12 protein-coding genes are annotated in these 23,569 nt (G+C 68.3%); 2 read left to right on the top strand and 10 right to left on the bottom strand.

The window, feature by feature from the left end; all coding sequences use genetic code 11:
• Positions 1 to 237: 237 nt before the first annotated feature.
• A complete protein-coding gene (locus tag B2P87_RS03440) occupies positions 238 to 1,443 on the top strand; it encodes a glycosyltransferase (RefSeq protein WP_141889666.1) in 1,206 nt (401 codons plus the stop codon).
• A gap of 167 nt (positions 1,444 to 1,610) precedes the next feature.
• Here B2P87_RS03440 and B2P87_RS03435 read toward each other — a convergent pair whose 3' ends face one another.
• From B2P87_RS03435 to B2P87_RS03400, 8 genes are all read right to left on the bottom strand, one after another.
• Positions 1,611 to 2,447 (bottom strand): glycosyltransferase family 2 protein, encoded by an 837-nt coding sequence (locus B2P87_RS03435; protein ID WP_141889667.1) that lies wholly within the window; start codon positions 2,445 to 2,447, stop codon positions 1,611 to 1,613.
• Complete coding sequence (locus tag B2P87_RS03430; RefSeq protein ID WP_141889668.1) at positions 2,444 to 4,948, bottom strand: hypothetical protein; 2,505 nt, start codon at positions 4,946 to 4,948, stop codon at positions 2,444 to 2,446. Before B2P87_RS03430 ends, B2P87_RS03435 begins: the two co-directional genes overlap by 4 nt.
• Positions 4,945 to 5,883: a hypothetical protein gene (locus B2P87_RS03425; protein WP_414671956.1), complete on the bottom strand. Its 939-nt coding sequence runs from the start codon at positions 5,881 to 5,883 to the stop codon at positions 4,945 to 4,947. The genes B2P87_RS03430 and B2P87_RS03425 overlap by 4 nt, the downstream gene beginning before the upstream one ends.
• Entirely contained in the window at positions 5,880 to 6,569 is a 690-nt protein-coding gene (locus tag B2P87_RS03420) for a 4'-phosphopantetheinyl transferase family protein (RefSeq protein WP_141889669.1), read from the bottom strand. Before B2P87_RS03420 ends, B2P87_RS03425 begins: the two co-directional genes overlap by 4 nt.
• Positions 6,566 to 11,131: a MupA/Atu3671 family FMN-dependent luciferase-like monooxygenase gene (locus B2P87_RS03415; RefSeq protein WP_141889670.1), complete on the bottom strand. Its 4,566-nt coding sequence runs from the start codon at positions 11,129 to 11,131 to the stop codon at positions 6,566 to 6,568. Before B2P87_RS03415 ends, B2P87_RS03420 begins: the two co-directional genes overlap by 4 nt.
• Positions 11,128 to 12,144: a glycosyltransferase family 2 protein gene (locus B2P87_RS03410; protein WP_141889671.1), complete on the bottom strand. Its 1,017-nt coding sequence runs from the start codon at positions 12,142 to 12,144 to the stop codon at positions 11,128 to 11,130. The genes B2P87_RS03415 and B2P87_RS03410 overlap by 4 nt, the downstream gene beginning before the upstream one ends.
• Positions 12,145 to 12,149: 5 nt before the next feature.
• Positions 12,150 to 18,599, bottom strand: coding sequence for a type I polyketide synthase (locus B2P87_RS03405; RefSeq protein ID WP_141889672.1), 6,450 nt, complete (start codon positions 18,597 to 18,599; stop codon positions 12,150 to 12,152).
• A 261-nt stretch (positions 18,600 to 18,860) separates the two neighbouring features.
• Positions 18,861 to 20,324, bottom strand: a complete 1,464-nt coding sequence (locus tag B2P87_RS03400; protein WP_141889673.1) for a hypothetical protein — start codon at positions 20,322 to 20,324, stop codon at positions 18,861 to 18,863.
• A 191-nt stretch (positions 20,325 to 20,515) separates the two neighbouring features.
• Between B2P87_RS03400 and B2P87_RS03395 the strand changes: the two genes are divergently transcribed.
• Positions 20,516 to 21,268, top strand: a complete 753-nt coding sequence (locus B2P87_RS03395; protein ID WP_141889674.1) for a WecB/TagA/CpsF family glycosyltransferase — start codon at positions 20,516 to 20,518, stop codon at positions 21,266 to 21,268.
• 137 nt (positions 21,269 to 21,405) lie between these two features.
• Here B2P87_RS03395 and B2P87_RS03390 read toward each other — a convergent pair whose 3' ends face one another.
• Together B2P87_RS03390 and B2P87_RS03385 are read right to left on the bottom strand one after the other, a co-directional pair.
• Positions 21,406 to 22,356, bottom strand: a complete 951-nt coding sequence (locus tag B2P87_RS03390; RefSeq protein WP_141889675.1) for a glycosyltransferase — start codon at positions 22,354 to 22,356, stop codon at positions 21,406 to 21,408.
• The gene (locus B2P87_RS03385) at positions 22,353 to 23,402 is read right to left on the bottom strand and encodes a glycosyltransferase family 2 protein (protein WP_244940776.1); all 1,050 of its coding nucleotides are present in this window, start codon (positions 23,400 to 23,402) and stop codon (positions 22,353 to 22,355) included. Before B2P87_RS03385 ends, B2P87_RS03390 begins: the two co-directional genes overlap by 4 nt.
• Positions 23,403 to 23,569: the final 167 nt, after the last annotated feature.

The raw sequence follows: 23,569 nt of genomic DNA, 5'->3' as shown, positions 1-23,569 counted from the left end.
GTTCTAATAGATCCCCCAACGTCCGGTACCGCAGGCTAGGGAGGCGGGGCAGGGGCGTCAATCGCGGGGACGCCTGCGGTGGCGCAGACAGCTCCAGCAGCCCGGAACCGCAGGACAATCCCGCAACCTTTGCCGCATTCTCCACGCCTGCGCGACAAGCGGACGGCGGTGCTGGGCAAGACGCGAAACCGCCGCTAACCTGCGGCGGACAAACCTTTTTGCACGGATTATTCAGCGTTGAAGATCGCCTATGTCCTGAACACCTATCCGCAGCCGTCGCACAGCTTCATCCGCCGCGAGCTGCAGGCGCTGGAACGCCAGGGCGTGGACATCCTGCGCCTGGCGATGCGCCCCTCCGGCGCGGCCCTGGCCGATCCGGGCGATCAGGCCGAGGCGGCCCGCACGCAGTATGTTCTGAAGGCCGGGGCCGGGCGTCTGCTGGCAGCCTTGGCACGGGAAACGGCGGCGCCGGCCCGGTTCGGGCAGGCGCTGAAGCTGGCGCTGAAACTGGCGCGGGCCTCGGACAAGGGCATCCTGCGCCACCTGGTCTACTTGGCCGAGGCGGCGTTAGTGAAACAGCGCTGCGCAGCTGAGGGCGTGCAGCACATGCACGCGCATTTCGGCACCAACTCCGCCGCGGTTGCGATGCTGGCGCATGTGCTGGGCGGCCCCGGCTACAGTTTCACGGTGCACGGGCCGGAGGAATTCGATGCGCCGCACGCCCTGTCGCTGGGTGAAAAGATCAACCGGGCCAGGTTCACTGTAGCCGTCAGCAGCTTCGGCAAAAGCCAGCTCAGCCGCTGGGCCGCGTTCGGCAAGTGGGACAGCCTTAAAGTGGTGCATTGCGGCATCGAACCGGACCGCTTCGCCGATCCTGCGCCGCTGCCCCAGGGGCCGCTGCGGCTGGCCGCCATCGGGCGCTTTGTCGAGCAGAAGGGCCAGATGGTGCTGGTCCGCGCCATGGCCCGTCTGGTGCAGGAGATCCCGGACCTGCATCTTGCACTGATCGGCGACGGGGAGATGCGCGCGGATCTGGAAGCGGAGATTGCCAGGCAAGGCTTGGGCGGCAACATCACCCTGACCGGATGGCTGGCGGAGGACGGCGTGCGGGCCGAGCTGGCCCGCGCCCACGCGCTGGTGATGCCCTCCTTCGCCGAAGGCCTGCCGATGGTGGTGATGGAGGCGATGGCTGCCGCCCGCCCGGTGGCCGCGACATATATTGCCGGCACGCCGGAACTTGTGGTGCCGGGACAGACCGGCTGGCTGGTGCCGGCCGGGGATGAGGCCGCGCTGGCAGAGGCGGTGCTGGCGCTGGCGCACACTCCGGCAGCGCGGCGGGCGGCCATGGGGCAGGCGGGGCGCGCCCGGGTGCTGGAGCGTCACGACAGCGCGGGCGAGGCGGCCAAACTCGCCGCGCATTTCCGCAAAGCAATCTCAGGGTAGCCGCCGGAGCCCTCCCGCCCGTCGCCGCCGCATCTGTGAGATACGCCGCTCCCGTTGGGCCAGGCTCAGCGCCCTTGGCGCTGAGCCTGGCCCAAGGCCGCCAAGGGTGCGCTGGCGCAGCCAGGGCATCCTGCGGGCGCGGGAGGGCATTGGCTTGGCAACCGCACTCAGCGGCCGCGGGTCCAGCGGGATTGCGAGGCGTAAAGCGGGGATTTGACCGCCAGGGCCACCAAGCCGTAGACCAGAAATCCGGCCGGATCCGCCGCCAGCAGCTTCAGAACCGCACCACCGCCAGCGGGCGGCTTGTCGTCATTGGGCAGCAGCTGCGGATACCGGGCGGCCACTTCCGCCACTCCGGCGTTCTGACGCCGCCGCACCCGCACCAGATTGCGGAACCCCTCCACCATCGGCCAGCTGTAGCCTGCCGCCACCTGCACCCGCTCCGCCGGGGCAAAGTTCAGCCGGGCAAAGGTGTCATCGGCGATGATATCCGGCCAATCCCCCCAGCGCTCCCGTCCGGCGCGGCTCATGGCAAAGACGCCGAACCCGGGCACCCCGCGGGTGAAGAACGGCAGCCGTGTCCACAGCCGCGCATAGGCCCGGGTTACCGCGCTGCGGGCAGGGGCCACCTGCGGGCGGCCGCTGGCATACCGGGGCGCGCCATTCGCCAGGGCCTCAGCCAGCTGCGCAATCAGTGCGGGCGAGACCGCCACGTCGGCATCCAGATAAATCAGGATATCCCCGCGCGCCGCGCCATCGCCCGCCGTCAGCGCCCGCAATTTCCCGCCCTCCGGCAGTTCCAGCACTTCAAGCGTCCAGCCGGGCGGCGGCTCAAATGCCCGGGCCAGCGCCGCGGTTTCGTCAGTGCAGCCATTGGCCAAAACCAGCACTTCGCCCGTCATGCCCTGCGGCAGCGGCGCGGAGGCAAACACGCCCTCCAGGCAGGCCCCGATATAGCCCGCCTCATTGTGGGCCGGGATCAGCACCGACACCCGGGGGCTCACTTCGCCGCCTCCAGCGCATCCCAGCGCGGGTTGGTATCGCTCAAGGTGCGCAAGGCGCCCCAGCTGCCCCATTTTCCGGGCGCGCCCGCATCGGCGTAAGCGGTGAACAGCGCCCCCCCAAGCGCGCGCCAGCCCGCCAGCAGCTCGCGGTAGAGCGCCCCCATTTCGGGCGTGTAGTTGAAATGAGTGAAAAAGCCGGTCAGCGCGCCGTCCTCCACCATCGGGCCGATCCCGACCACATGGCTGCCGCCCTCATACATGATCAAGTCCAGCCCGTGCTTTTGCGCGACGCCTGCATGATAGGGCAGCACCCGGCCCAGCAAATCCGCCAGCGTGTCGGCGCTGTCGCCCGAGATCAGCCCGTCGCGCAGCTCCGCACCGGCCTGGGCTGAGGCCGCATCATACTGGTGCTGCTCGATAAACTCCGCCGCTGTGGCCCCCGCCAGCCCCCGCTCCGCAGCCGCCGCCCGGGCCTGGTCCCGGCTGGCGGCAATCCAGGCCCGGACCTGCCCGGCGCGCTCTTCCAGTCCCAGGATGCCGCCGAAGTACCCGGTTACCGCATAGGCGTCGAAATAGGCCGCGGGCGCCAGCCGGTCCGCCCGTTCCGCCTTCCACAGCGGTGCCGCCAGCACCTGCTCCTCCAGCCCCAGCCAGCCGGTCTGCGAGGAGATCACCCGCACCAGCCGCTTGCTGTCCGCTCCGAAGACCTCCGTCCAGATCTGCGCCACTTCCGCCGCGCGGCCGCCATAAAGCTGCATCCACAAGCCTTCGCCGCCCCAGCGCGCCTGGGCCTGCGCATCGGCCCAGGCCGCCTGCTGAAACTGCCAGTTCCACACCTCGTTGGAATATTCCGCATAGGCGCGCAGACCTTCGTCCAGCCCTTGCTCAACCAGCCGGGCAAACTGGCGGACGTAAGTGTCATCCGCCATATGCGGCATGGTGAACCAGGCATCGGCCCCCAGCGTATTGGCCAGCGCCAGCATCACCTCGGCCGGAACCCCCTTCAGCGCCCAGGTGTAGTCCTGCGGCAGCGGGCGGTCCTCCCAGCCGGTCTGGGCCGAGTCATTGGTGGCCATCCAGTCCATGAACCGCAGCGCGGCAAAGCCGTCCAGCCGCTCCAGCCACAGCGGGTTGAACAGGGTGCCGCTGTCAAACGCCTCCAGATGCTCTTCCTTCACCACGGTGATATTGCGCACATATCCGCCATCCCGGCCCATGCGCTGGATGCGGATTTCCACCGGGCCGGGGCCGGGGGTGTAGCCGAACCGCACCTCGCCCTTGCCATAGCGGACGTTTTCCGCGCGGCCCGCGACCTCGACGATGCCCTCGCCCTCGAACCGCAGAACATAGCGGCCCTTCAGGGACACCGCCTCCTGCGGCAGGTCGGTCAGGATCACCGTGCCGATGGAGCCCAGTTCCGGCGGGATCGCGGTGGGCCAGCCATCCGGATCGAGATAGCCCGCCGCCTGCAGATCGCCGTGATCCGCGCCGCCCCACTGGCCGGGCAGGTGGCCGATCCAGGGCCGCGCGGTTTTGAAGTGGTCCAGGAACGGGGCCTGGGTGCTCCAGTCGGCAATGCCCGCCAGATTGATGGCGACGGGCTGGCGCACGGGCGGCCCCGCCAGTAGCGGCTCTGCTGCCGCCGGCGATGCGTTCAGCACGGGGAGCACCGGATCCTGCGGCAGCGCCGCCGGCTCCGCAGGCAGGGCTGCGGTGCGCAGGCTGCCGCCTTGCGCTGCGGCCCAGGCAATGTCCTGCAGCCGCGCCGCCAGCTCTGGCGCCGGCGCGGGATAGGGCTTGCCCCAGCGGTCCGTCAGCCGGTGCGGCAGGCCCGAGGGGTTTTCCCCGGTCAGCACCGCGTATTGCAGCAGCGCCAGGAAGTAAAAGCCGGTGGCGTTGGGGTGGATGTCATCGGCAAAGACATCACGGATACTGGCAAGCCCGGGCATCGTGCCCGCCTGAATGGCATCGTCCAGCCGCGCCATCGCCTGGCCTGCGGGCAGCAGTTTCACATCGCCGCCGGTTGCGGCATTGACCTCCTCCACCACCGCCTGCCAGTGCGGCAGGTCCTGTTCCAGCCGCTGCCGCCACGGCACATCCGCACCGTCATCAAACGGCACCGCTGTGCCGGTGCCGCTGTTCAGGCTGTGCCAGGTTTCCTGCAAATAGAACTGCACCTCCGGGTTGGCGGCGCGGGCCAGCTCATAGAACTGCGTCACCGCCTGTTCCGTGCCGCTCCATTTCAGGTGATTGGCCAGCGGAATCGCTTCCGTCACGATCACCGCACCGGCAGGAGCGCGCAGTCTTTCACGTGAATCAACACCCTCGGCACTGCCGCTGTGCTGCCAGTTATAGCTGAGCGGCGCACCGTTGATGATCTGCGCCTCCACCGTGGCCTCGGCGCGGGTGTCCAGCAACTGGTCCAGCATCTGCGGATTGTCCGGCCCGAACAGCGAATGGCCGATCATCACAACCGAGGTGATCAGCGCCTCCAGGTTCATGCCGGGCCCTCTGCCGCCGCCAGACCGGTGCGGGGCAGGGCGCGCACGGTCTCCCACACGATTGCCTGCACTTTCGCCGCCGCGTCGGGGCTGAACGCTTGCGCCGCGCTGCCGTCTGCCCGGGCCAGCGCATGAGGCAGCCCTGCGGGAGAGCGCTGGTACAGCACCGCGTAATGGGTCAAGGCAATCACATAGGCCCCCAGATCATTGATATGGATCGGGTCCAGTCCGCCGTCAGGCGTGCGCGCAAACAGCGATTCACGTGAAGCCAGTCCGGGCACCTCCCCGGCCTCCGCAGCCCGCGCCACTGCCGCCAGCACCTGCCCGCCGGGGATCAGATACACCGGGTGGCCCGGATTGCGGCGGCTGTCCGGCGCCAGAAGCTTGCCGGTCCACAGCGTTTCCAGATCACTGCCGATCCGCTCCAGCCAGCCCTCGGGGTCATCCAGCCGGTGCCAGGTCTCATAAAGGTAAAGCCGGGTCTGCGCTGAGCCCTGCCGCGCCAGATCCCCCCATTTTCCCAGATACTTGGCCGCGTCGAAATACTTGACCGCATCGCGCAGCTCGACCATCTCGGTCAGAACCACGGCGCCGTAGTCGCCCGACCCGACGGCCTCCTTCGCATCGCGGTAGGCAGGCGCGCGGTTGGCGGTTTCGAAATCGAGGATGTTTTCCTCCGGCTCCCAATGCGCCCGCAGCGGCGTGCCCGACCCCAGCTGGCTGTTATACTCATGCCCCTTGGGCGCCAGCTGCGCCAGCATATGCGGCATGTCCGGCCCGACCAGCGAATGGCCCAGGTGAAACACCCTGAGCGGCCCCTCCGGCGGGGTCAGCGGCGGCGGCACCGGCACGCTGCGGCTGCGGGTTGCAAACACCATCAGCCCCAGCGTGGCAGCCGCCGCCGCCAGCGCCAGGAACCCGCGCCGCCCCATCATCGGCGCCCCCGGATTTCCGCCGTGGTCATGATCAGCCCGGCCCCGATCGCAAACCGCCCGCCGACGGACTCGCCGCGGGCAAACGGCGGCCGGTCGGCAGTGAAAAACGCCTGATAAGCCGCCGCCGCCAGATCGAATTCCAGCTCCATCCCGTCAAAGCCGTAAAACGCCCGGCTCAGCGTGTACTGGCATTTATAGGCCGCTTCCTTGGCGGAAAAGATCACCTTGGCCATCTGCCCGGGATTGTCCTGGCCCCTTAGCCAGGCCTGTTCCCGCGCCGAGCAGATCGCGGGCAGCAGGTCGTCCTTCAGCGGCGTGTCTTCCTCCACGTCGATGCCCAAGGCCTGCACGTCGCCTGCGCGGGCCAGCACCGCCATGGCGCAGCTCTTGGTGTGGGTGATCGAGCCGACCACCCCCGCAGGCCAGACCGGCGCCCGGTCGCTGCCGACCTGCACCGGGGCAGGGGGGATCTGCAGCTGCCGCATCGCCTGATGCACGGCGGACCGCCCGGCGGCAAACTCGTTGCGCCGCTTTTCCACCGCGTTGGGCGACAGCCCTGCGGCCTCATCAGCCAGCGGCGGCGGCGGCGTGCCCAAGGGGTCCGCCCCGGCCAGCGCCACATCGGCGGCAAAAAGCGGCCGGACCAGGGCCAGCCGCTCTGCCAGTTTGCTGTTGGTCTCTGTCATCCGGCCCTTGCCCTGCGGTTTGCCCGCATGGCCCGCCGCTTCGACATGGTGTCGGCGCGGTCCGGCCCTGCGTCTGCCTCAGGCTGTTTTTCCGTATTTGCCGGGGTGCCTGCAAGCCCTTCGATATGCGCCGCCAGCCCCGCCAGCGTCGGATAGCGGAAGATGTCGGTGATCGACAGCGCCGCCGTGCCCAGTTCCGTGCGCAGCTCCCGGTGCGCCTGCACCGCCAGCAGGGAATGGCCGCCCAGGGCAAAGAAATTGTCCTGCGCCCCAATGCCGCTGACGCCCAGGATCCGGCTCCAGACGGTAGCGATCCTGGCCTGCGCACCGGCATCCAGCGGCACCGCCGGGGCGGCCTCAACCCGCGCAGGCTGCGGGTCCGGCAGCGCCTTGCGGTCGATTTTCTTGTTTGGCGTCAGCGGGAAAGCCTCGAGCGTGACGATATGCGCGGGCACCATGACCTCCGCCAGCCGGGCCGCCAGCGCCTGTTTCAGCGCCTCCCCGGACACCGGCGCAGAGGTTGTGACATAGCCGGCGAGCTGTTCCGCTCCGGCCTCTCCGCGCGGCACCACCACGGCACCTGTCACGCCAGGCTGTGCTGCCAGCGCTGCCTCGATCTCCCCCAGCTCAATCCGCTGGCCGCGGATCTTCACCTGGTGATCGGTGCGGCCCAGGAACATCAGGCTGCCTTTTGCCGTCCAGCGCACCAGATCGCCGGTGCGGTACAGGCGGCCCGCAGCGAACGGTGTGTTAACGAACCGTTCAGCGGTCAGCTCCTGCCGCTGCCAGTAGCCCGCCGTGACACCCGCGCCGCCGATATACAACTCCCCCGGCGTTCCCGCGGGGACAGGCGCTTGATTTTCGTCCAGCACATAGACCTGCGTGTTGGCAACCGGCGTGCCAATCCCGGCTGTCCCTGCGGGGACAGCGGAGATTTTCTCGACGGTGGACCAGATCGTGGTCTCGGTCGGGCCGTACATGTTGCGGATCTCTGCCCGGGTCGCGTCCTTCAAGGCCTGCACCAGATCGCCGGGCAGCGCCTCGCCGCCGACCAGCAGATGCTGCAGCTGGCCCAGGCAGGCGCTGGCGTCCGCGTCCGCGGCTATCATCCGCGCCATCGACGGGGTGCATTGCATATGGCTGACCCCATGCCGCACGATCTGCGCCGCCAGCGAGAAGTCATCCGCCGCCAGCTCCTGCGGCGCGTTCGACAGGCGCAGCACCTCGGCCAGCGGTTTCAGCCCTTCCAGAACCACATCAGGCGCGATGCCGTAGTCGATCAGGCAGGCGACCTCATCCACGCCGATGCGCTTCAGCTGCTCGACCCGCTGGCAGGCGTCCTGGATGGTGCCGAACAGGCCGGACTCTTCGAAATACCGCTCGAACGCGAAGTCGAGGATCGCCTCCAGCTCTTCCTCGGACAGCATCCCCAGGTCCATCTCGAAGGGGTTGTTGACGCCCTCGGGTTTCTTGAAGGCCGGAAAGGCCCAGGCGTATTGCTTGATCAGCCCGGCGGCAGAGCGCAGATAGTCCTTCATCGGCTCCCGCGCCACCTTACGGGCCTCCTCGCGGGTCTCCGCCAGATAGCTGTGCAGCATCAGCGTGACCCTGAAATCCGCGGGGTCATGGCCCGCCTTACGCAGGGCGTCGTGGTAGATGCGGATCTTGCCTGCCACCTCCTCGATGCTTTGCCCCAAAAGGTGGGTCAGCACATTGGCCCCGATCGCCCCGGCCTCGCGCCAGGTTTCCGGGTTGCCCGCGGTGGTGACCCAGACAGGCAGCTCCTTGGACACCGGGCGGGGCTGGGTGATCACGCTGTGCGCACCGCCGTCCTTGCGCGGGAAGGCCACTTCCTCGCCGCGCCACAGCTTGCGCACGGTTTCGATGGCGTCAAACATCGCGGCCTTGTTGGCGGGCGGGGTGTTTTCGGGGCGCAGGATGAAATCATCCGGCTGCCAGCCGGAGGCAAAGCCGATGCCCGCACGCCCCGCGGTCAGGTTGTCGATCACCGCCCATTCCTCGGCAATCCGCGCCGGATGGTGCAAAGGCGCCACGCAAGAGCCGGAGCGCACGCCGATATTCCGCGTCACCGCCGCAACCGCGGCGCCGGTGACCGACGGGTTCGGGTAAGGCCCGCCAAAAGCGTGGAAATGGCGCTCCGGCGTCCAGACCGCGTTGAAACCGTGCCGGTCGGCGAACTTGGCGCCTTCCAGCAGCAGATGGTATTTCTGCGGCCCCGGCCCGTCGTCATTGCCCCAGTAGAACAGGTTGAAATCCATCTTCCGGCTGCTGAGCGCCACAGGGCCCTTGGACAGCTCCAGCCGGCTTTCGTCGCTGGACAGAACCAGTTTCAGGCCGCGCGAAAGGGGCCAGAACAGCTCCAGCACCGAAATGTCGAAGCTGAGGCTGGTGACGGCCAGCCAGGCATCACCCTCCTGATGCGGGATGCGGGCGTCCATGCCGGTGAAGAAGTTCGACACATTGGCATGGGTGACCATCACCCCCTTGGGCAGGCCGGTAGAGCCGGAGGTGTAGATGAGATAGGCCAGATCGCTGCCGGTGGCGCCGCCGGAGATGTTTTCCCCGGCTGTCCCCGCGGGGACGGTTTCGATATCCAGCACTTCAGCGTCCGAGGCAGGCAGGCTGGCGGCCAGCGCGCTTTGCGTCACGATCACCTGCGCCTGGCTGTCTGCGATGTAATGCGCGATGCGGTCAGCGGGATAGGCAGGATCCAGCGGCACATAGGCGCCGCCGGCCTTCATCACCCCAAGCGCGGCAAACACAAGGTCCGGCGCGCGGCGGATGTAAATGCCGACATGGCTGCCCGGTTTCACGTTCATTTCACGCAAGCGGGCGGCCACCGCATTGGCGCGGGCGTTGACTTCGCCGTAGGTGAAGCTCTGGTCTTCGAACACCAGCGCAGTTGCGTCCGGGGTCTTGGCCGCCTGCGCCTCAAACGCCGCGTGGATGGTCTGACCGGCGGGGTACTCCGCGGCGGTGTTGTTCCAGTCCTCCAGCAGCAGCTTGCGCTCGGCTTGCGGCAGGATGGGCAGCTCTGCGACCGGGCGGTTTGCGTCTTCCAATATGGCGGTCAGCACCAGCTCCAGCCGGGCGGCGAGCAGTCCGGCGGATTTTGCATCCAGCCGGCTGCTGTCGGTGTGCAGCCCCATGTTGCCGCCGCAGAAGGTGACGGTGGCGATGCAGCCGCCGACCGGCAGGTCCTGGTCCAGAGACAGGCCGATTGCGGGCTGCGCCTGCGCCGGAATTGCCGGATCGCGGGCCACCAGGTCCTCAGGGAAACCGCCGTATTTCCGCGCCTTTTCAATTTCTTCTGCCATGCGGCCGGTAAGATCCTGCAGCATCTGGCCGCGCTGCGCCTGTACCGGAACCCAAGGGGAGATCAGGCCGGGCAGGTCCTCCGTGCTGCCAGCGGCGAGTGCCACATCCGCGGCGGTTTCCCCGCTGCTGAGCAGCGCCCAGGCCAGCACACCAGCCGCCGCCTGGCCCTCACTGAGGGCACCCGGCAAGGCGATCTCAGAGCGGCCGAACCCCTCCCCTCCGGCATCCGAGGCCAGCGGCACCTGCACCGGCTGCATCGCGGCAAGCCGCCCGCGCCAATGGCTTTCGCCGCCCTGGGCCGCAGCGAGGCGGGTGGTGAGCGCCTCTGCCTCAGCCGCGGTCAGGGAGGGAACCAGATCTCCGGCATGGGCCAGTTTAGTAATGTCCAGCGGCTGGCCTGCGGGCGTGGTCAGGCGGGAGAGGGTCAGGGTGCCGTCGCTTGTGGCGATTGTTATGCTGGTTTTGCGGGCTTCGAGCACCGTCCCCGGCGCGCCGCTGCCGTCCGCAACTTCGGCACCGCCAGCCAGTATGACTGTGCCGCCGATGCGCAGCTTGGCGGCGCACAGCGGGTTCCAGTAGCCGCCGGTATCCAGCGCGCGCACCAGCCGGGCCAGGTCCGCCGCGGGGCGGGTGAAATCGAGCATCCCGCCCGCTGCCGGGCGGTCGGATTTTTTGAACAGGCGGCGCTGGCTCAGGTCTTGCTTCTGGCGCTTCAGTTCACCGGTTTCCAGCTGCGTGACGACCTCGCCGAAGCTGTCCATCGCCGCGGCATAGCATTTGGAGTTGAGGCTGAAGGCGGTCTCGTCCGCCGCCACGTCGAACAGGCGCTGGGCCAGGATATCGCCCTCGTCGACGCCGCCTTCGATCAGATGCCAGGTGATGCCATGCTGCGGCTCGCCGTTGATCAGCGCCCAGTTCGGGGTGTTGAGGCCCGCGTAACGGGGCAGGGGGCCGTCGTGGAAATTGACCGCGCCCTTGGCGGCCAGGGCCAGCACCATGTCCGGGATCACGGTCAGGTTGGCAATCGACAGCAGCCAGTCAAATCCGCCGGTCAGATCCGCGGGTTTATCCAGCAGCGTAAGGCCCTTGTCCGCGGCCCAGTCGCGGATGTCGGCGTCTTGAGAGACCACCGCCCGGATCCGGTGGCCGCGGGCCAGCAGCGCATCGGCGCAGCCGATCAGGAGGGATTCATTGCCGATCAGGGCACAGGTGAATGCGGTCATTTCTGCTCCTTTGCAAGCGGAGAAGGGAGGCGCGTTTCCGAAGAGGGTGAGCGGCGCGGCGCAATCAGCGCGCGCAGGCTGTGCAGGCACAGATCGCGCAGGAAATGCGGCGGATCGGCTTGCGGCTTGTTCTGGATCAGGCGGCGCAGGCCATAAATCAGGCTGCCGCTGATGCGGGCCAGCGTGGCGGCGGTGGCATAGGCGCGGCCATGGTTTTTGGTGAAGTAGTGCAGCCGCGAGTCGAACCAGTACTGCGGCGTGCGCTGCCAGCCCTTCATGCCGGTGGAGACAGAGCCGATGTGGGCCACCTCGCTGGCGGGCACATAGTGGGTGCGCCAACCGGCGCGGGCGGCGCGGCGGCAGAGGTCGGTTTCCTCGAAATAGAGGAAGAAGGTCTCGTCAAAGCCGCCCGCGGCCTCGATCACTTCGCGGCGGATCATCAGGCTGGCGCCGGCGGTCCAATCCACCTGCACTTCGCCCTGCGGCATATCCATCGCCACCACCCAGGGCTTCAGGAGGCGGGTGAAGATGCCGGTGCGCACGCTGGCCTCGAACTCCCCCGCGATCGAGGGGAAGCGGAAGGCGGTGCGGTGCGGGTCGCCATCGGTGCCACGCACGTAGGAGCCGGCCAGCCCGGCGCCGGGATGCTCCAGCAGGAAGTCGCGCAGGGTGCGGATGGTGCCGCCCTGCACAAAGGCGTCGGAATTCAGCAGGTAATAGAACTCCGGCGCGCTGCCGCCGGCCAGGCCCGCCTGGATGCCGATGTTCATGCCCGCGCCAAAGCCGCCGTTGACCGGCGAGGCCAGCAGCCGCAGCCGCCCGCTGTCCAGCCAGCCGCGGGCCTCTGCCCCGGCGCGGATCTGCTCAAAGGAGCCGTCGCCGGAGCCGTTGTCGATGATCAGCAGCTCGCCCGGCAGGTCCTCCATCTCGCGCAGCGCGGCCTCGGCCGCCTGCAGGGTCATCTCCGGCGTGCGGTAGTTGAGAAGGATGGTAAGGATACGCTGCTGGCTCATCAGGGTCACTCCGCGGCCTGGTCGTAACGGGGCCGCCCGGCGGCGGCGTCGGCGGCGTCCAGCCGCGCCTTCACGCCTGCCGCCAGCACGCTCACGTTGGGCACCAGCACCATGCTGTCATGATCGCCCGGCACCTCGGCGACCTCGGTGGCGGGGGCCCATTGGGTCCAGTCGTTGTCGTCAAAGACATACTCGCGCTCGGCGCTGACCCAATGGCCGTTTGAGACCTGCCATTTGCGGTCCAGCGGCGGCCGGAACAGGGTGAGCGGCCCGTCCCAGGGCCTGAGGCCATAGGTCCCGACTGCGGCGCGGAAGGCCAGTTCGATCTTGCGGCTGTTGAATTCCGGCCGGGCGCCGGTCTCCGCCGGGCTGGCGCGGCGTTTCTCAAACTCCCACGCGATGCGGTTTCTGGCCCATTCGGCCAGGTAGCCCGGCCCCTTGCGGCGCAGTTCGGCGAGTTTAATCAGGGCCTTGTCGCGGCGGCTGAGTGGCGGGCGCACCGGCAGCGGCGTGTCCAGCAGGATCAGCGCGGCGGTGTCCTCGCCCTGGTCCTTCAGCTGCTGCGCCATCTCATAGGCGGTGATGCCGCCGCCGGAGAAGCCGCCCAGCAGATAGGGGCCCTGGGGCTGGATCTGGCGGATTTCGGACAGGCAGCTGCGGGCGGCGTCCTCGATTCGGCTGTGCGGCGCGGCGTCGCCCACCAGCCCTTTGGCCTGCAGGCCGTAGACCGGCCGGTCCTTGCCGACCTGCAGCGCCAAGTGGCGCAGGTTCAGCACATTGCCGAACATGCCCGCCACCAGGAAGAAGGGCCGCCGCCCGGTGCCATCGCCCGGATGCAATTGCACCAGATGGGTGTACTGCGGCTGTTCCTCCGCAGTTTGGGGCGTGTCTCCCGGTTCCGCCGCAACCCCGCCGCCGGTGCGGGCGATGATCCGCTCTGCCAGCGCGGCGACGCTGGGCGCCTCGAACAGCACCGACAGCGGGAACTCCACACCAAAGCTGCGTTTTACCTGCGCAAACAGCCGCACCGCAATCAGCGAGTGGCCGCCAAGGTCAAAGAAACTGTCCTCGATCCCGACCTGGCTGACGCCCAAAAGCGCGGCAAAGAGCTTGGCCAGCTCCTCCTCCACCGGGTTGCGCGGGGCGATGTAATCGGTGTCGAGCTGCGGGCGGTCAAAGGTCTGCGCCTCTGCCGCGGCGGGCGCGGCGCTCTGCGACGCCTGTGCAATCAGCGCGGGCAGGTCGAGCGAGGACACCACCACCTGCGGCAGCCCGGCGGCAAGCGCGCGGGCCAGCGCCTCGCCGCCGTCCTCGGCCTTGATACCGTTGGAAATGTTCAGCTGCAGACGGCGTTCCTCCGGCGACAGCGGCTGCGCGCTGCGGGCAGGCTCCAGCCCCAGCTCTGCTGCGCTGGCGTCGGGCTCGGCCGTTGCGGCTGCTGCGTCAAAGCCGGACGCGAGGCGCTGCATCCGGAAACCTTCGATCTCGGCCAGCACAGTGCCCTCCGCATCCGTCAGGGTCACGTCGAACACGGCGGAGCCGCTGCCGGGCGCGCCGGCCAGCCGCACGTGGCTGAAGATGGTCGCGATGAGCGGCGCAAAGACGCGGATGGTGCGGTAGGAGACCGGCACCCAAAGCGCATCTGCTTGATAGTCGGGGATCAGCTTCATCGCCCAGCCGGTGGCAAGGTCCATCAGGCCGGGATGCAGCAGGGTGCCGTCCTGCGCCGCAGCCTCCGGCAGGGCTAGGCAGGCAATCCCTTCGCCATTCCCCAGGGCCGCACGTTCCAGCACATGCCAGCGCGGGCCAAAGCGCAGATGCGCCTCCTGCGGGGATTGCAGGCGCCCGCCGGCAGGCGCCTGCTCCTCCGGGCATCGGGCGAAAATCTTCTGGAGGTTGAGTGCGGCGGGGCATTCTGCCACCGCCGCGGAGGCCAGCATTGCCTGACAGTTCAGAGAGTAACCATTTGTACATGCCGAGTAAACAAACAGTTCATAACCATTTTCTTTAGCTTCTAGCTTAACCAGAAGTTCTTTGGGGTCGCCGTCCTGCACAACCAGAGGGCGCAGGAAATAGAGGTCGCGGATTTCGAACGGCCCTTCGGCACCTGCTGCCGTCAGCGCCTCGGCGGCCATTTCGATGTAGCCGGTACCCGGCACCAGGGCGGTGCCGTCTGCGGTGCGATGCTCATCCAGCAGCCAGTCTGCGGTGCTGAAGCGGGGCGTGAAGATGCGGTTGCCGGCAGCGTCGAACCGCTGCTGCTGCAGCAGCGGCTGCGGGCAGGGCTCCGGCGTGCTGGCGCCTGCGGCGCTGTTGCGGGCATTCATGGCATCGGCGGCCATGCCGGTGTCTGCCCAGACACCCCAATCCACCGCCACGACGCGGGTCTGCCCGCCGGAACGGTGCTTGGCCCAGGCGTTGAGGTATTCGTTGGCGGCGATGTAATCCACCTGGCCCGCGGGCCGGGTCACGGTGGAGGAGGAGGAAAACAGCACCATCAGCTCCAGGCTGCCGTCCGGAAACACCGTGTCGAGCGCGCGCAGCCCGCTCACCTTGGGGGCCAGCACCTGCGCGATCCGGTCGTCGTCCTTGGCCAGCAGCGGGCCGTCATCAATGACGCCGGCCGCGTGGATGACGCCGGTCAGCGGGCCGTTTGCGGCCTCGGCCTGCGCGCGCGCGGTGCGCAGTTCGCCCGCGTGGCAGACGTCGGCGGCCAGCGGCAGCACGGTGCCGTTGCAGGTCTCCTCCAGCGCCATCAGCGCGCGGATGCGCCGGGCGGTGCGGTTGGCCGGGCTGTGGCTGCCGAGATACCGGTCCCAGCTGCCGCGCGGCGGCAGGCCCTCGCGGGAGATCAGCGTGATCTTCGCCCCGCAGTCCCGCATCAGATAAGCCGCGATGGCCAGGCCGATTCCGCCATAGCCGCCGGTGATCAGGTAATGGCCGCCCTGTTTGAAGGGCGGTGTCTCCGGTTCCGGCAGCGGCTGCGGGCGCCAGGTGAGTTCGAACCGCTTCTCTCCGCGCCAGGCGGCGGAGATGTTTGCGGGCTCCGCCATCAGCTCTTCCAGCAGCCGGGCGGTGATGTCCGTGTCCGCCAGGGTGCGGCGGGCAAACAGGCCCTGCGGCGGCGCTGGCAGCTCAATGTCCACGGTGGCGCAGGTCAGCCCCGGCAGCTCCCGCGGGATCACGCCGGCAGGGCCTGCGATCATCGCCTTTTCCGGATAGGGCAGGGCCTCGTCCCGGACCTGTGCGGCGCCGGTGGTAAAGACCGTGATATGCAGCGGGCCGGGCAGATCGGCATTGCCAAGCTCCTGCGCCAGCGCGGTCAGGGAGTGGAAGCCCATCTCAAGGTTGCGGTCAAAGAAGGAGGAGCCTGGGCGGAAGGTTTCCTGTTCCGTCACCAGCCAGAAATGAGCGATCCGGTGCGGCAGCAGACCGGCCCCGGCCAGATCCGCCAGCAGCGCGCCATAGGCGGCGCGGCCCTGTTCGGGCGGCAGGATATATGCGTTCGGCGACAGCTGCGCATAGGTGTCGCCGGCGCGGACGCGGGCGACGGCATGGCCTGCGGCCTCCAGCCGGGCGGCGGCGCGGGCGGCGTGGCCGGTGTCATCCTCGAAGATAAGCCAGGTTTGCGGATCTTGGCCCAGTTCCCGGTCCACGTCCCACGCGCAGTCTGCCAGCCTCGGACGCCAGGCCGGGCGGTAGCCCCAGTCTCTCAGATCCGCGTGGCGGGCCGGAGACTCAGCGTCTTCCTCCACCACAGCTCTGCCGGGTTCGATAAAGTAGCGGCTGCGCTGGAAGGCGTATCCGGGCAGCGGCAGGCGGTTGCGCCGCGCCTCGCCCCAGATCTGCCGCCAGTCGGCCTCGACGCCGCAGGCCCACAGGCGGCCGATGACGCCGAAGAAATAGCTGTCATCCATCACGTCCTGATCCGGATGGCGCAGGGAGCTGAGCACCTGGCCCTGCTTTACCGCCGGCGACATCTGCGCCAGCGCGCTGAGCGCCTTGCCGGGGCCGACCTCCAGGAACACGCGGCCCGGGGTTTGGGCGAGGGTTTCGATGCAATCGGCGTAGCGCACGGTATTGCGCAGCTGGCCCACCCAGTAATCGGCGCTGACAGCTTGGTCTGCGGTCAGGGCCGTGGCGGTGCGGTTGGAGATCACCGGCAGCTTCGGGGCGGACAGGGTCAGGGAGCGGATGAAATCTCCGTATTCCTGCAAAATGCCGTCCAGCATCCGGGAGTGGGCGGCAATGTCGATCTGGATGCGCTGGTGTTCCACCTCGCGGGCGCTCAGGTCTGCCGAAAGGCGGTCCAGCGCGTCCTGCGGGCCGGACACGGCGGTCAGCGAGGGCGCGTTGACGCTGGCGATATCCAGGTCATCGCCAATTATGGCCTCGACTTCGGCCAGCGGTAGCGCAATCGACAGCATCCCGCCCGCAGGCACGGTGTCGAACAGCCGTCCGCGCAGCAGGACAAGGTCGATGCAGTCCTCAAAAGACAGCACACCGGCGAGGCAGGCGGCAGTGTTTTCGCCCATGGAATGACCGACCAGCGCGGCAGGCCGCACGCCCCAGCTGATCCACAGCTGCGCCAGCGCGTATTCCACGATCATGATCAGCGGCAGCTGCACCGAGGGCTGCTGCAGGCGCGCATTGGCGGCGTCTTCCTCTCCCTCCTCCGGCAGCCAGAGGGCGCGGATGTCGTAGTCGAGGCTCTTTTGCAGATGCTCCAGCCCGCGGTCCATCCACTCGGCAAAGACCGGTTCGGTCTCGTAAAGATCCCGCGCCATGCCCGCATATTGCGCGCCGCCGCCGGGGAACATGAAAACAACCTCAGGCGAGTCGCCCAGGCGGTCGTGGGTGAAGACCTTGCGCGGATCGTTTTCTTCAATCAGCCGGGCGGCTTCTGCATTGGTCTCCGCCACCAGTACCCGCCGTTTGGCAAAGCCGCGGCGGCCTTCCTTCAGCGTATAGGCCACGTCCGCCAGATCGGCCTCGGGGTTGGCTTTCAGATATTCAGCCAGCGCCTGGGAGTTGGCCTCCAGCGCCGCCTTGGACTGTCCGGAAACGCAAAGGATCTGGAACGGGAAATCGCTTTCCTCCGAAGGCGCGCGCTCCGGCGCTTCCTCCAGGATCACATGGGCATTGGTGCCGCCGACGCCCAGCGAGTTGATGCCCGCCCGCCGCGGACCCTTGTGCGGCACCCAGGGCGTCAGGGCGGCGTTCACCTTGAACGGCGAGGTGTCGAAATCAATCGCCGGGTTCGGCGCCTCATAGCCCAGCGAGGGGGGGATTTCCCGGTGGTACAGCGCCAGCGCGGTCTTGGTCAGGCTGGCAACGCCCGCTGCGGTGTCCAGATGGCCGATGTTGGTCTTGACCGAACCGATGCGGCAATAGCCGGTGTCCTGCGTGCTGGCACGGTAAGCGTCGGTCAGGGCTGACACTTCGATCGGATCGCCCAGATAGGTGCCGGTGCCGTGGCATTCGACGTAATCAATGGTCTCAGCCGGGGTGCCTGCTGCTGCCAGCGCCTTTTGCACCGCTGCTGACTGGCCGCCGACGGAAGGCGCCAGATAGCCCGCCTTGTCCGCGCCGTCGTTGTTGATGGCGGACCCCTTGATCACCGCCCAGATGTGGTCGCCGTCGGCAATCGCATCCTCCAGCCGCCGCAGCGCCACCGCACCGGCGCCGGAGCCGAAGACGGTGCCTTGCGCCCGGTGGTCAAAGGCGTGGCAATGGCCGTCGGGGCTGAGGATCTCGTTCTCCTTGTAGAGATAGCCGCGGCTCTGCGGCAGCTCGATGGTGACACCGCCCGCCAGCGCCATGCCGCACTCGCCCTCGCGCAGCGCTTTGCAGGCGTAATGCACCGCCACCAGCGAGGTGGAGCAGGCGGTCTGCACGTTGACCGACGGCCCCTTGAGGTCGAACACATGGCTGACGCGGGTCGACAGGAAATCCTTGTCGTTGCCGGTATGGCGGAGCAGGAACATGCCCACGTCATCGACGAGGGCCGGGTTCGAGCAGATGTTGAAGTAGAAATAGCTGCCCATGCCGCAGCCGGCATAAACGCCGATGGGGCCAGCAATGCTTTCCGGCGGATGGCCCGCGTTTTCCATCGCGCCCCAGGCGACTTCCAGGAACTTGCGGTGCTGCGGGTCGAGAATGGCAGCCTCTTTCGGGCTGAAGCCGAAAAACTCGGCATCAAATTCGTCAAACCCCTGCAGACGGGCCGCGGCGGGCACATAGTTCGGGTCGGCCAGGGCCGAGGCGCGTTCGCCATGTGCCAGCAGCGTCTCGCGGTCCAGAACCTCAATCAATTCGATCCCTGCGCGCAGGTTCTGCCAGAACGCCTCGGCAGAGCCTGCGCCCGGCACCGTCACCGACAGCCCGACAATGGCAATATCACCGTGCGTAATCTGTTCGGCAGCGCCCGCCGCTGCGGTAATTCCATCCTGCATCGTCAATACCTGACCCCACTGGCCCTTCGCAAACAGCCCGGCACGCCGCAGCCAGTCCGCTTTGCGAAAATGGCAGGGCCCGCCGGACGGGTTTATTATCCGGTGCCGGGATTTTTCCCGGCGGCTGCTCCGGCCTTGCGGCATAGATCCCCATCTGCTCCGCGGGGCCGGATGAATTCTTGTTTATCTTCGTCAATCCATGCGGCTGTCCTATGGACGCATTGTGTTGAATTGGGCCGGAAAAGCGGAAAGATTGCGGCATCACAGGATGCTGCGCCGCTCAGCGCCTGCGGTGTCAGGCAGCATTGCCTGCGCGCCGCCGAACAGCGCAGGGCGCGGGCGGAACACATCCGGGTACAGCAGCCGCTCAGCATAGCCCAGAACCGATCCCGCGCACATCCAGGTGATCGGGACCAGCGTCGCGTTCAGCAGCATGTCGACCATGGTGGCCGCCAGAATCAGCGCAATCGGCGCGGCATAGGGCGAGACGCTGCCGGCAGGCGCCCGCCGCGCGGCAGAGGCCAGCAGCATCAGCGGCGCCGCCAGCAGCCCCATCTCGGCGATGTAACCCAGCCAGCCGAAGGTGCCGAAGACGATGATCCAGCGCCCGTCCGGGACCGACAGGATCTGCCCGGTCTCCTCGTGCCGCACCAGGTTGCGGCCCCAGCCGCCCCAGCCGAACCACGGTTTTTCCGCAGCCCTGGCAAGCAGCTGCGCTTCGTTCTCGAACCGGTAGTTCAGCGAATGCGCCCGCTCGGCACTGATCACCTCGGCCTGTGCCACCAGCGCTTCGGTCGGCACCAGTCCGGTGTTGCGCAGCATCGGGTAGACCACCGCGATCACCGCCAGCAGCAGGGCCGCCCGCAGCTGCCAGCGCAAGGGCGCCAGCGCCACGACGGGCACAAAAGCCAGCGCATAGGCGAGCGAGGCCAGACTCTTGCACAGCACCAGCACCGCAAACAGATAGGCGGCCGCCAGCGCCAGGCGCAGCCGCTGCCCGCCGGCGGTGGCACGGGCCAGGGCGGTGGCCGCCAGCAGCGCCGACAGCATGAAGAACGCCAGCCACAGGGCATGCGGCAGGAACACGATGGGCCGGAAGCCGCCCTGACGCATCATCTGGCTGAAGTCATGCTGGAAGAAACCGTAGACCCAGACGTTGATTTGCGGGCTGAACCGGATCTCGACCAGCGACGGGATGGTATAGGCCAGCGCGCCGATCATCAGCGCCAGCAGCAGCTCGCGCTGGGCGTCGGGCGTGGAGAGGTAGCGGCGGGCCAGCAGGAACGGGATCAGCACGATCATCTGGTTGATGATGACGGAACCCAGGTCGCGCCAGCGCAGGCCCGGCAGCTGATCGGTCAGGAAGATAATCGGGTCGGAATTGGCGATCTTGCGGAACAGGATCGGCTCGCCATTGGTCAGCACCGTGGGGATGACGCCGAACACGAACAGCAGCGTCAGCAGCCGCACTGCCGGATGCCGCGGCAACAGCGGCACCGGCTTGCGCAGCAGCCCTGCGCACAGCACAAAGGCCATCACCGAGGGAATGGCGAATTTGTCCATATCCGGCACCAGCGGCAGGTCGAACTCGGCCAGCGGCGGCAGCAGCAGATAGCCCGCAATCAGGCACCACAGGATCGCCCGTTCCAGCGGCAGACGCCGGAACAGCACCAGGCTGACCAGCGGCCAGGCCAGCAGCATCAGATAGGCCAAGGCATTGGGCACAGGCCAGTTTCTCCTCGTTCCCCGGTCGTTGGTTCAAAGTTTAACGATTGCCGCGGGCGCTGTCGCGCGGATTTGCAAGAACCGGTAAACGGTGTGCAGCGATGCCACGCTGGCGGCCGGGGCCGGCGGGCTGTGCTGGCCTGACGCGGATGCCGGATGTATCAGGGAATTGTCTAAGACCGGGGGATGCAGTGTATTTCGATTTCAACGGCCGCCGGGTGGCGGTGAACATGCCCCGCCGGGCGCTGCTGGAGGCGGAGATCCGGGCGCGGTTCAAGGCGCGCCAGGGCTTTGCCCTGGCCACGGTCAACCTGGACCACTTGGTCAAACTGGCGCAGTCGCCGGAGTTCCTGGCCGCCTACCAGGCGCAGGATCTGGTGGTGGCGGACGGGCGCCCGATCGTCTGGCTGTCGCGGCTGGCGGGCCGCCCGGTGGAGCTGATGCCGGGCTCGGATCTGGTGCTGCCGCTGTGCCGCCTGGCGGCCGGGGCCGGGGTGCCGGTGGCGCTGGCCGGCAGCACAGAAGAGGCGCTGGCAGACGCCGCGGAGGCGCTGGCCGCCGAAGTGTCCGGGCTGGACATCGCCTGGTGCCACGCCCCCTCGGGCCGGTTCGATCCGGAGGGCGAGGAGGCCGACCGGATCCTGCACCGGCTGGATGAGACAGGCGTCGGCCTGTGTTTCCTGGCGCTGGGCGCCCCCAAGCAGGAGCGTCTGGCGCAGCGCGGCCGCCGGCTGGCGCCGCGCACCGGCTTTGCCAGCATCGGCGCCGGGCTGGATTTCCTCGGCGGCCATCAGAAGCGCGCCCCTGCCTGGGTGCGGGCGATCGCGATGGAGTGGCTGTGGCGGGCGCTGTCCAGCCCGACCCGGCTGCTGCCGCGCTATGCCAGATGCCTGGCCATCCTGCCTGCCCAGATGCTCAAAGCCTGGCGGATCCGGACCCGCTGAGCAGCCTGATGCGAGGCTCTGCCTCGCGCTCCGGGATATTTGCAGCCAGATGAAGACCGGATCCTTTTTTCATCTGGCTGCAAATATCCTGGGGTGAATTGGCCGGAAGGCCAAGAGGGGCAAAGCCCCCGGCAATGCTACTTGTACTCCAGAATGCCGCGCGCCGTGCCGCGCCGCCGCCGCCAGTGGTACTCCAGCGCGCCGGAGGCTTCGGCAAATTTGCCCAGTACCGAAAACAGCGCCCGTTCATACCCCATGCGTCGGGACAGGCGCAGGACCTGGACCGGGTAGATCAGCGCCGCCAGCAGCAGGGCAGGGCTGATCAGCCCGGCAGCCGCGATGGCGGCGGGCAGCACCGCGCCCCAGGTGAGCGCGCGGCGGGTCTCGGTGCGCCAATGGCGCTCCGGTCCCGCGCCATGCAGCGCAGCCCCCTCGGCAAAGGCGTGGCCTGCGCGGCGGCTGCGGTTCCACCACTGGCCAAAGCGCAGCATCTGCGCGTCGTGCAGCGTCATCTCAGCGTCCAGCCGCCAGATTTCCCAGCCCGCCCGCCGCAGCCGCAGGCACAGTTCCGGCTCCTCGCCGGCAATCAGGCTCTCGCGGTAGCCGCCCGCGGTATAGACCGCCGCCACCCGCATCATCGCATCGCCGCCGCAGGCCGCGGCTTCGCCAACGGGGGTGTCCCATTCGGCGTCGCACAGCCGGTTATAGACCGACGCCTGCGGAAACCGCTCCCGCCGCCGCCCGCAGGCCGCCGCGGCCCGGGGCCGGGTTCGCAGGAACTCCGCCGCGGCTGGAATCCAGCCCGGGTCCACCTCGCAGTCGCCGTCCACGAATTGCACCAGCTCGATCCCGCCCCGCAGGGCGGCCAGACCGGCATTGCGGGCACGGGCGGCGGTGAAGGGGCGGCTGAGGTCCAGATCCACAACCTCAGCGCCCAAGCGCCGCGCCGCCTCCGCCGAGCCATCACTTGAACCGCTGTCCACGTAGATCAGCTGCTGCACCTGCCCTTGCAGGGAGCGCAGGCAGCGGATCAGGCGCGCGCCTTCGTTGCGGCCGATCACCACCGCGCCGATGGACGCCGCACTCATGCGCCGTCTCCGGCCATCCGGGCGCTGTACCCCGGCGCGCAGCGCAGGAAGCCCCGGCGCTGCAGACCGGCGATGCTTGCGTCTTCCAAGGCCGCATCTGACCACAGGCTCAGCTCCGGCTGCGCCTGCATTGCGTCGCTGCGCAGCCTGTCCTCGCCATGTTCGGAGACCGCCTCGGCCCGGGTCTGCAGATCGCGTGCCAGGCTGTCGCCGGCAAACTTGTAGTGGCGGATCAGCCCTTCGACGTCCGCCACCGCCACCCCGGCAGAGACATGCGGATGCACTGCCGCCTGCACGCCGGGGCCGTTGAACACCAGCGGGTGCTTGCTGAGGCAGCAGCGCTCGCCGAAGACCTTGCCGCGGACCCCGCCATACAGCATCCGCGCCCCGCCCGGCGGCAGGCTGTTCTGGCGCAGGTAATAGGCCAGCCCGGTCTCCGCGGCGGCGTAATCCAGCGCCTGCACCGTGCTGATATCGCAATAGCGGAAGGCCTTTACCGCGCCGCGATAGGGCAGCCCGCGGGCCGCCGCCAGCGGGCCCTTGGGGAACATCTCCAGCATCTGCGCCTGCAGCGCGGTATAGCCTTGCTGCGCCAAATAGCCGGTCAGCCCGGGCAGCCCGGCGGTGCCGCTGCCTTCGAAATCGAGCAGTTCGTCCATGTCGGCAAACAGACACCAGCGGTCCTGGCCATACCGGCTGGCGGCATAGGCGCGGAAGCTGTTCTCAAACTCCAGCCAGGGCAGGGCGGAGCGCAGCACTGCGGTGCCCGGCTCCTGCAGGATGCGCTCCACGGTGCCATCCGTCGAGCCATTGTCGATGAAGACAAAGCAGGAGACGCCGAGCCGCCGGTAATGCTCGAAAAAGACGTCGAGGTAATAGGCCCCGTCCCGCACCAGCGCGATCAGCACCGCCTCCTGCGGGGCGGCAAACCGGCGGGCGGGGCCGTGCAGATGCTGCAGCGACCTGTGCAGCCTTGCGCGGTGCAGGGCGTCTTGCGCCATCCTCCCGGCGCGGGCCGCCAGCCTGTGGCCGAATGATTTGTGCACGCGGGGCTCCGTTTTGCGCCTGCCGGGACTGTCGCTGTCAACCTGCAAGGTTCCGCCGGCGGCTGCAAGCGCTGCCTGCCGGCTCAACTGCAATTGCGGCGGGATTGCTGCAGTCCCAGGGGCGGCAGATGGCCGCAAACAGGCCCTCGGCGGACGGCGGCCCGGCG

The sequence above is a fragment of the Leisingera sp. UBA4491 genome (genome assembly GCF_002388965.1).
GTDB lineage: Bacteria > Pseudomonadota > Alphaproteobacteria > Rhodobacterales > Rhodobacteraceae > Leisingera > Leisingera aquaemixtae.
This window is presented reverse-complemented; position numbering and strand designations above follow the sequence as displayed.

Excerpts from the sequence above, each read along its gene's own strand:
- B2P87_RS03430 (WP_141889668.1), bottom strand. The coding sequence starts at position 4,948 with ATGAACCTGGAGGCGCTGATCACCTCGGTTGTGATGATCGGCCATTCG.
- B2P87_RS03425 (WP_414671956.1), bottom strand. The coding sequence starts at position 5,883 with ATGATGGGGCGGCGCGGGTTCCTGGCGCTGGCGGCGGCGGCTGCCACG.
- B2P87_RS03420 (WP_141889669.1), bottom strand. The coding sequence starts at position 6,569 with ATGACAGAGACCAACAGCAAACTGGCAGAGCGGCTGGCCCTGGTCCGG.
- B2P87_RS03415 (WP_141889670.1), bottom strand. The coding sequence starts at position 11,131 with ATGACCGCATTCACCTGTGCCCTGATCGGCAATGAATCCCTCCTGATC.
- B2P87_RS03410 (WP_141889671.1), bottom strand. The coding sequence starts at position 12,144 with ATGAGCCAGCAGCGTATCCTTACCATCCTTCTCAACTACCGCACGCCG.
- B2P87_RS03405 (WP_141889672.1), bottom strand. The coding sequence starts at position 18,599 with ATGCAGGATGGAATTACCGCAGCGGCGGGCGCTGCCGAACAGATTACG.
- B2P87_RS03390 (WP_141889675.1), bottom strand. The coding sequence starts at position 22,356 with ATGAGTGCGGCGTCCATCGGCGCGGTGGTGATCGGCCGCAACGAAGGC.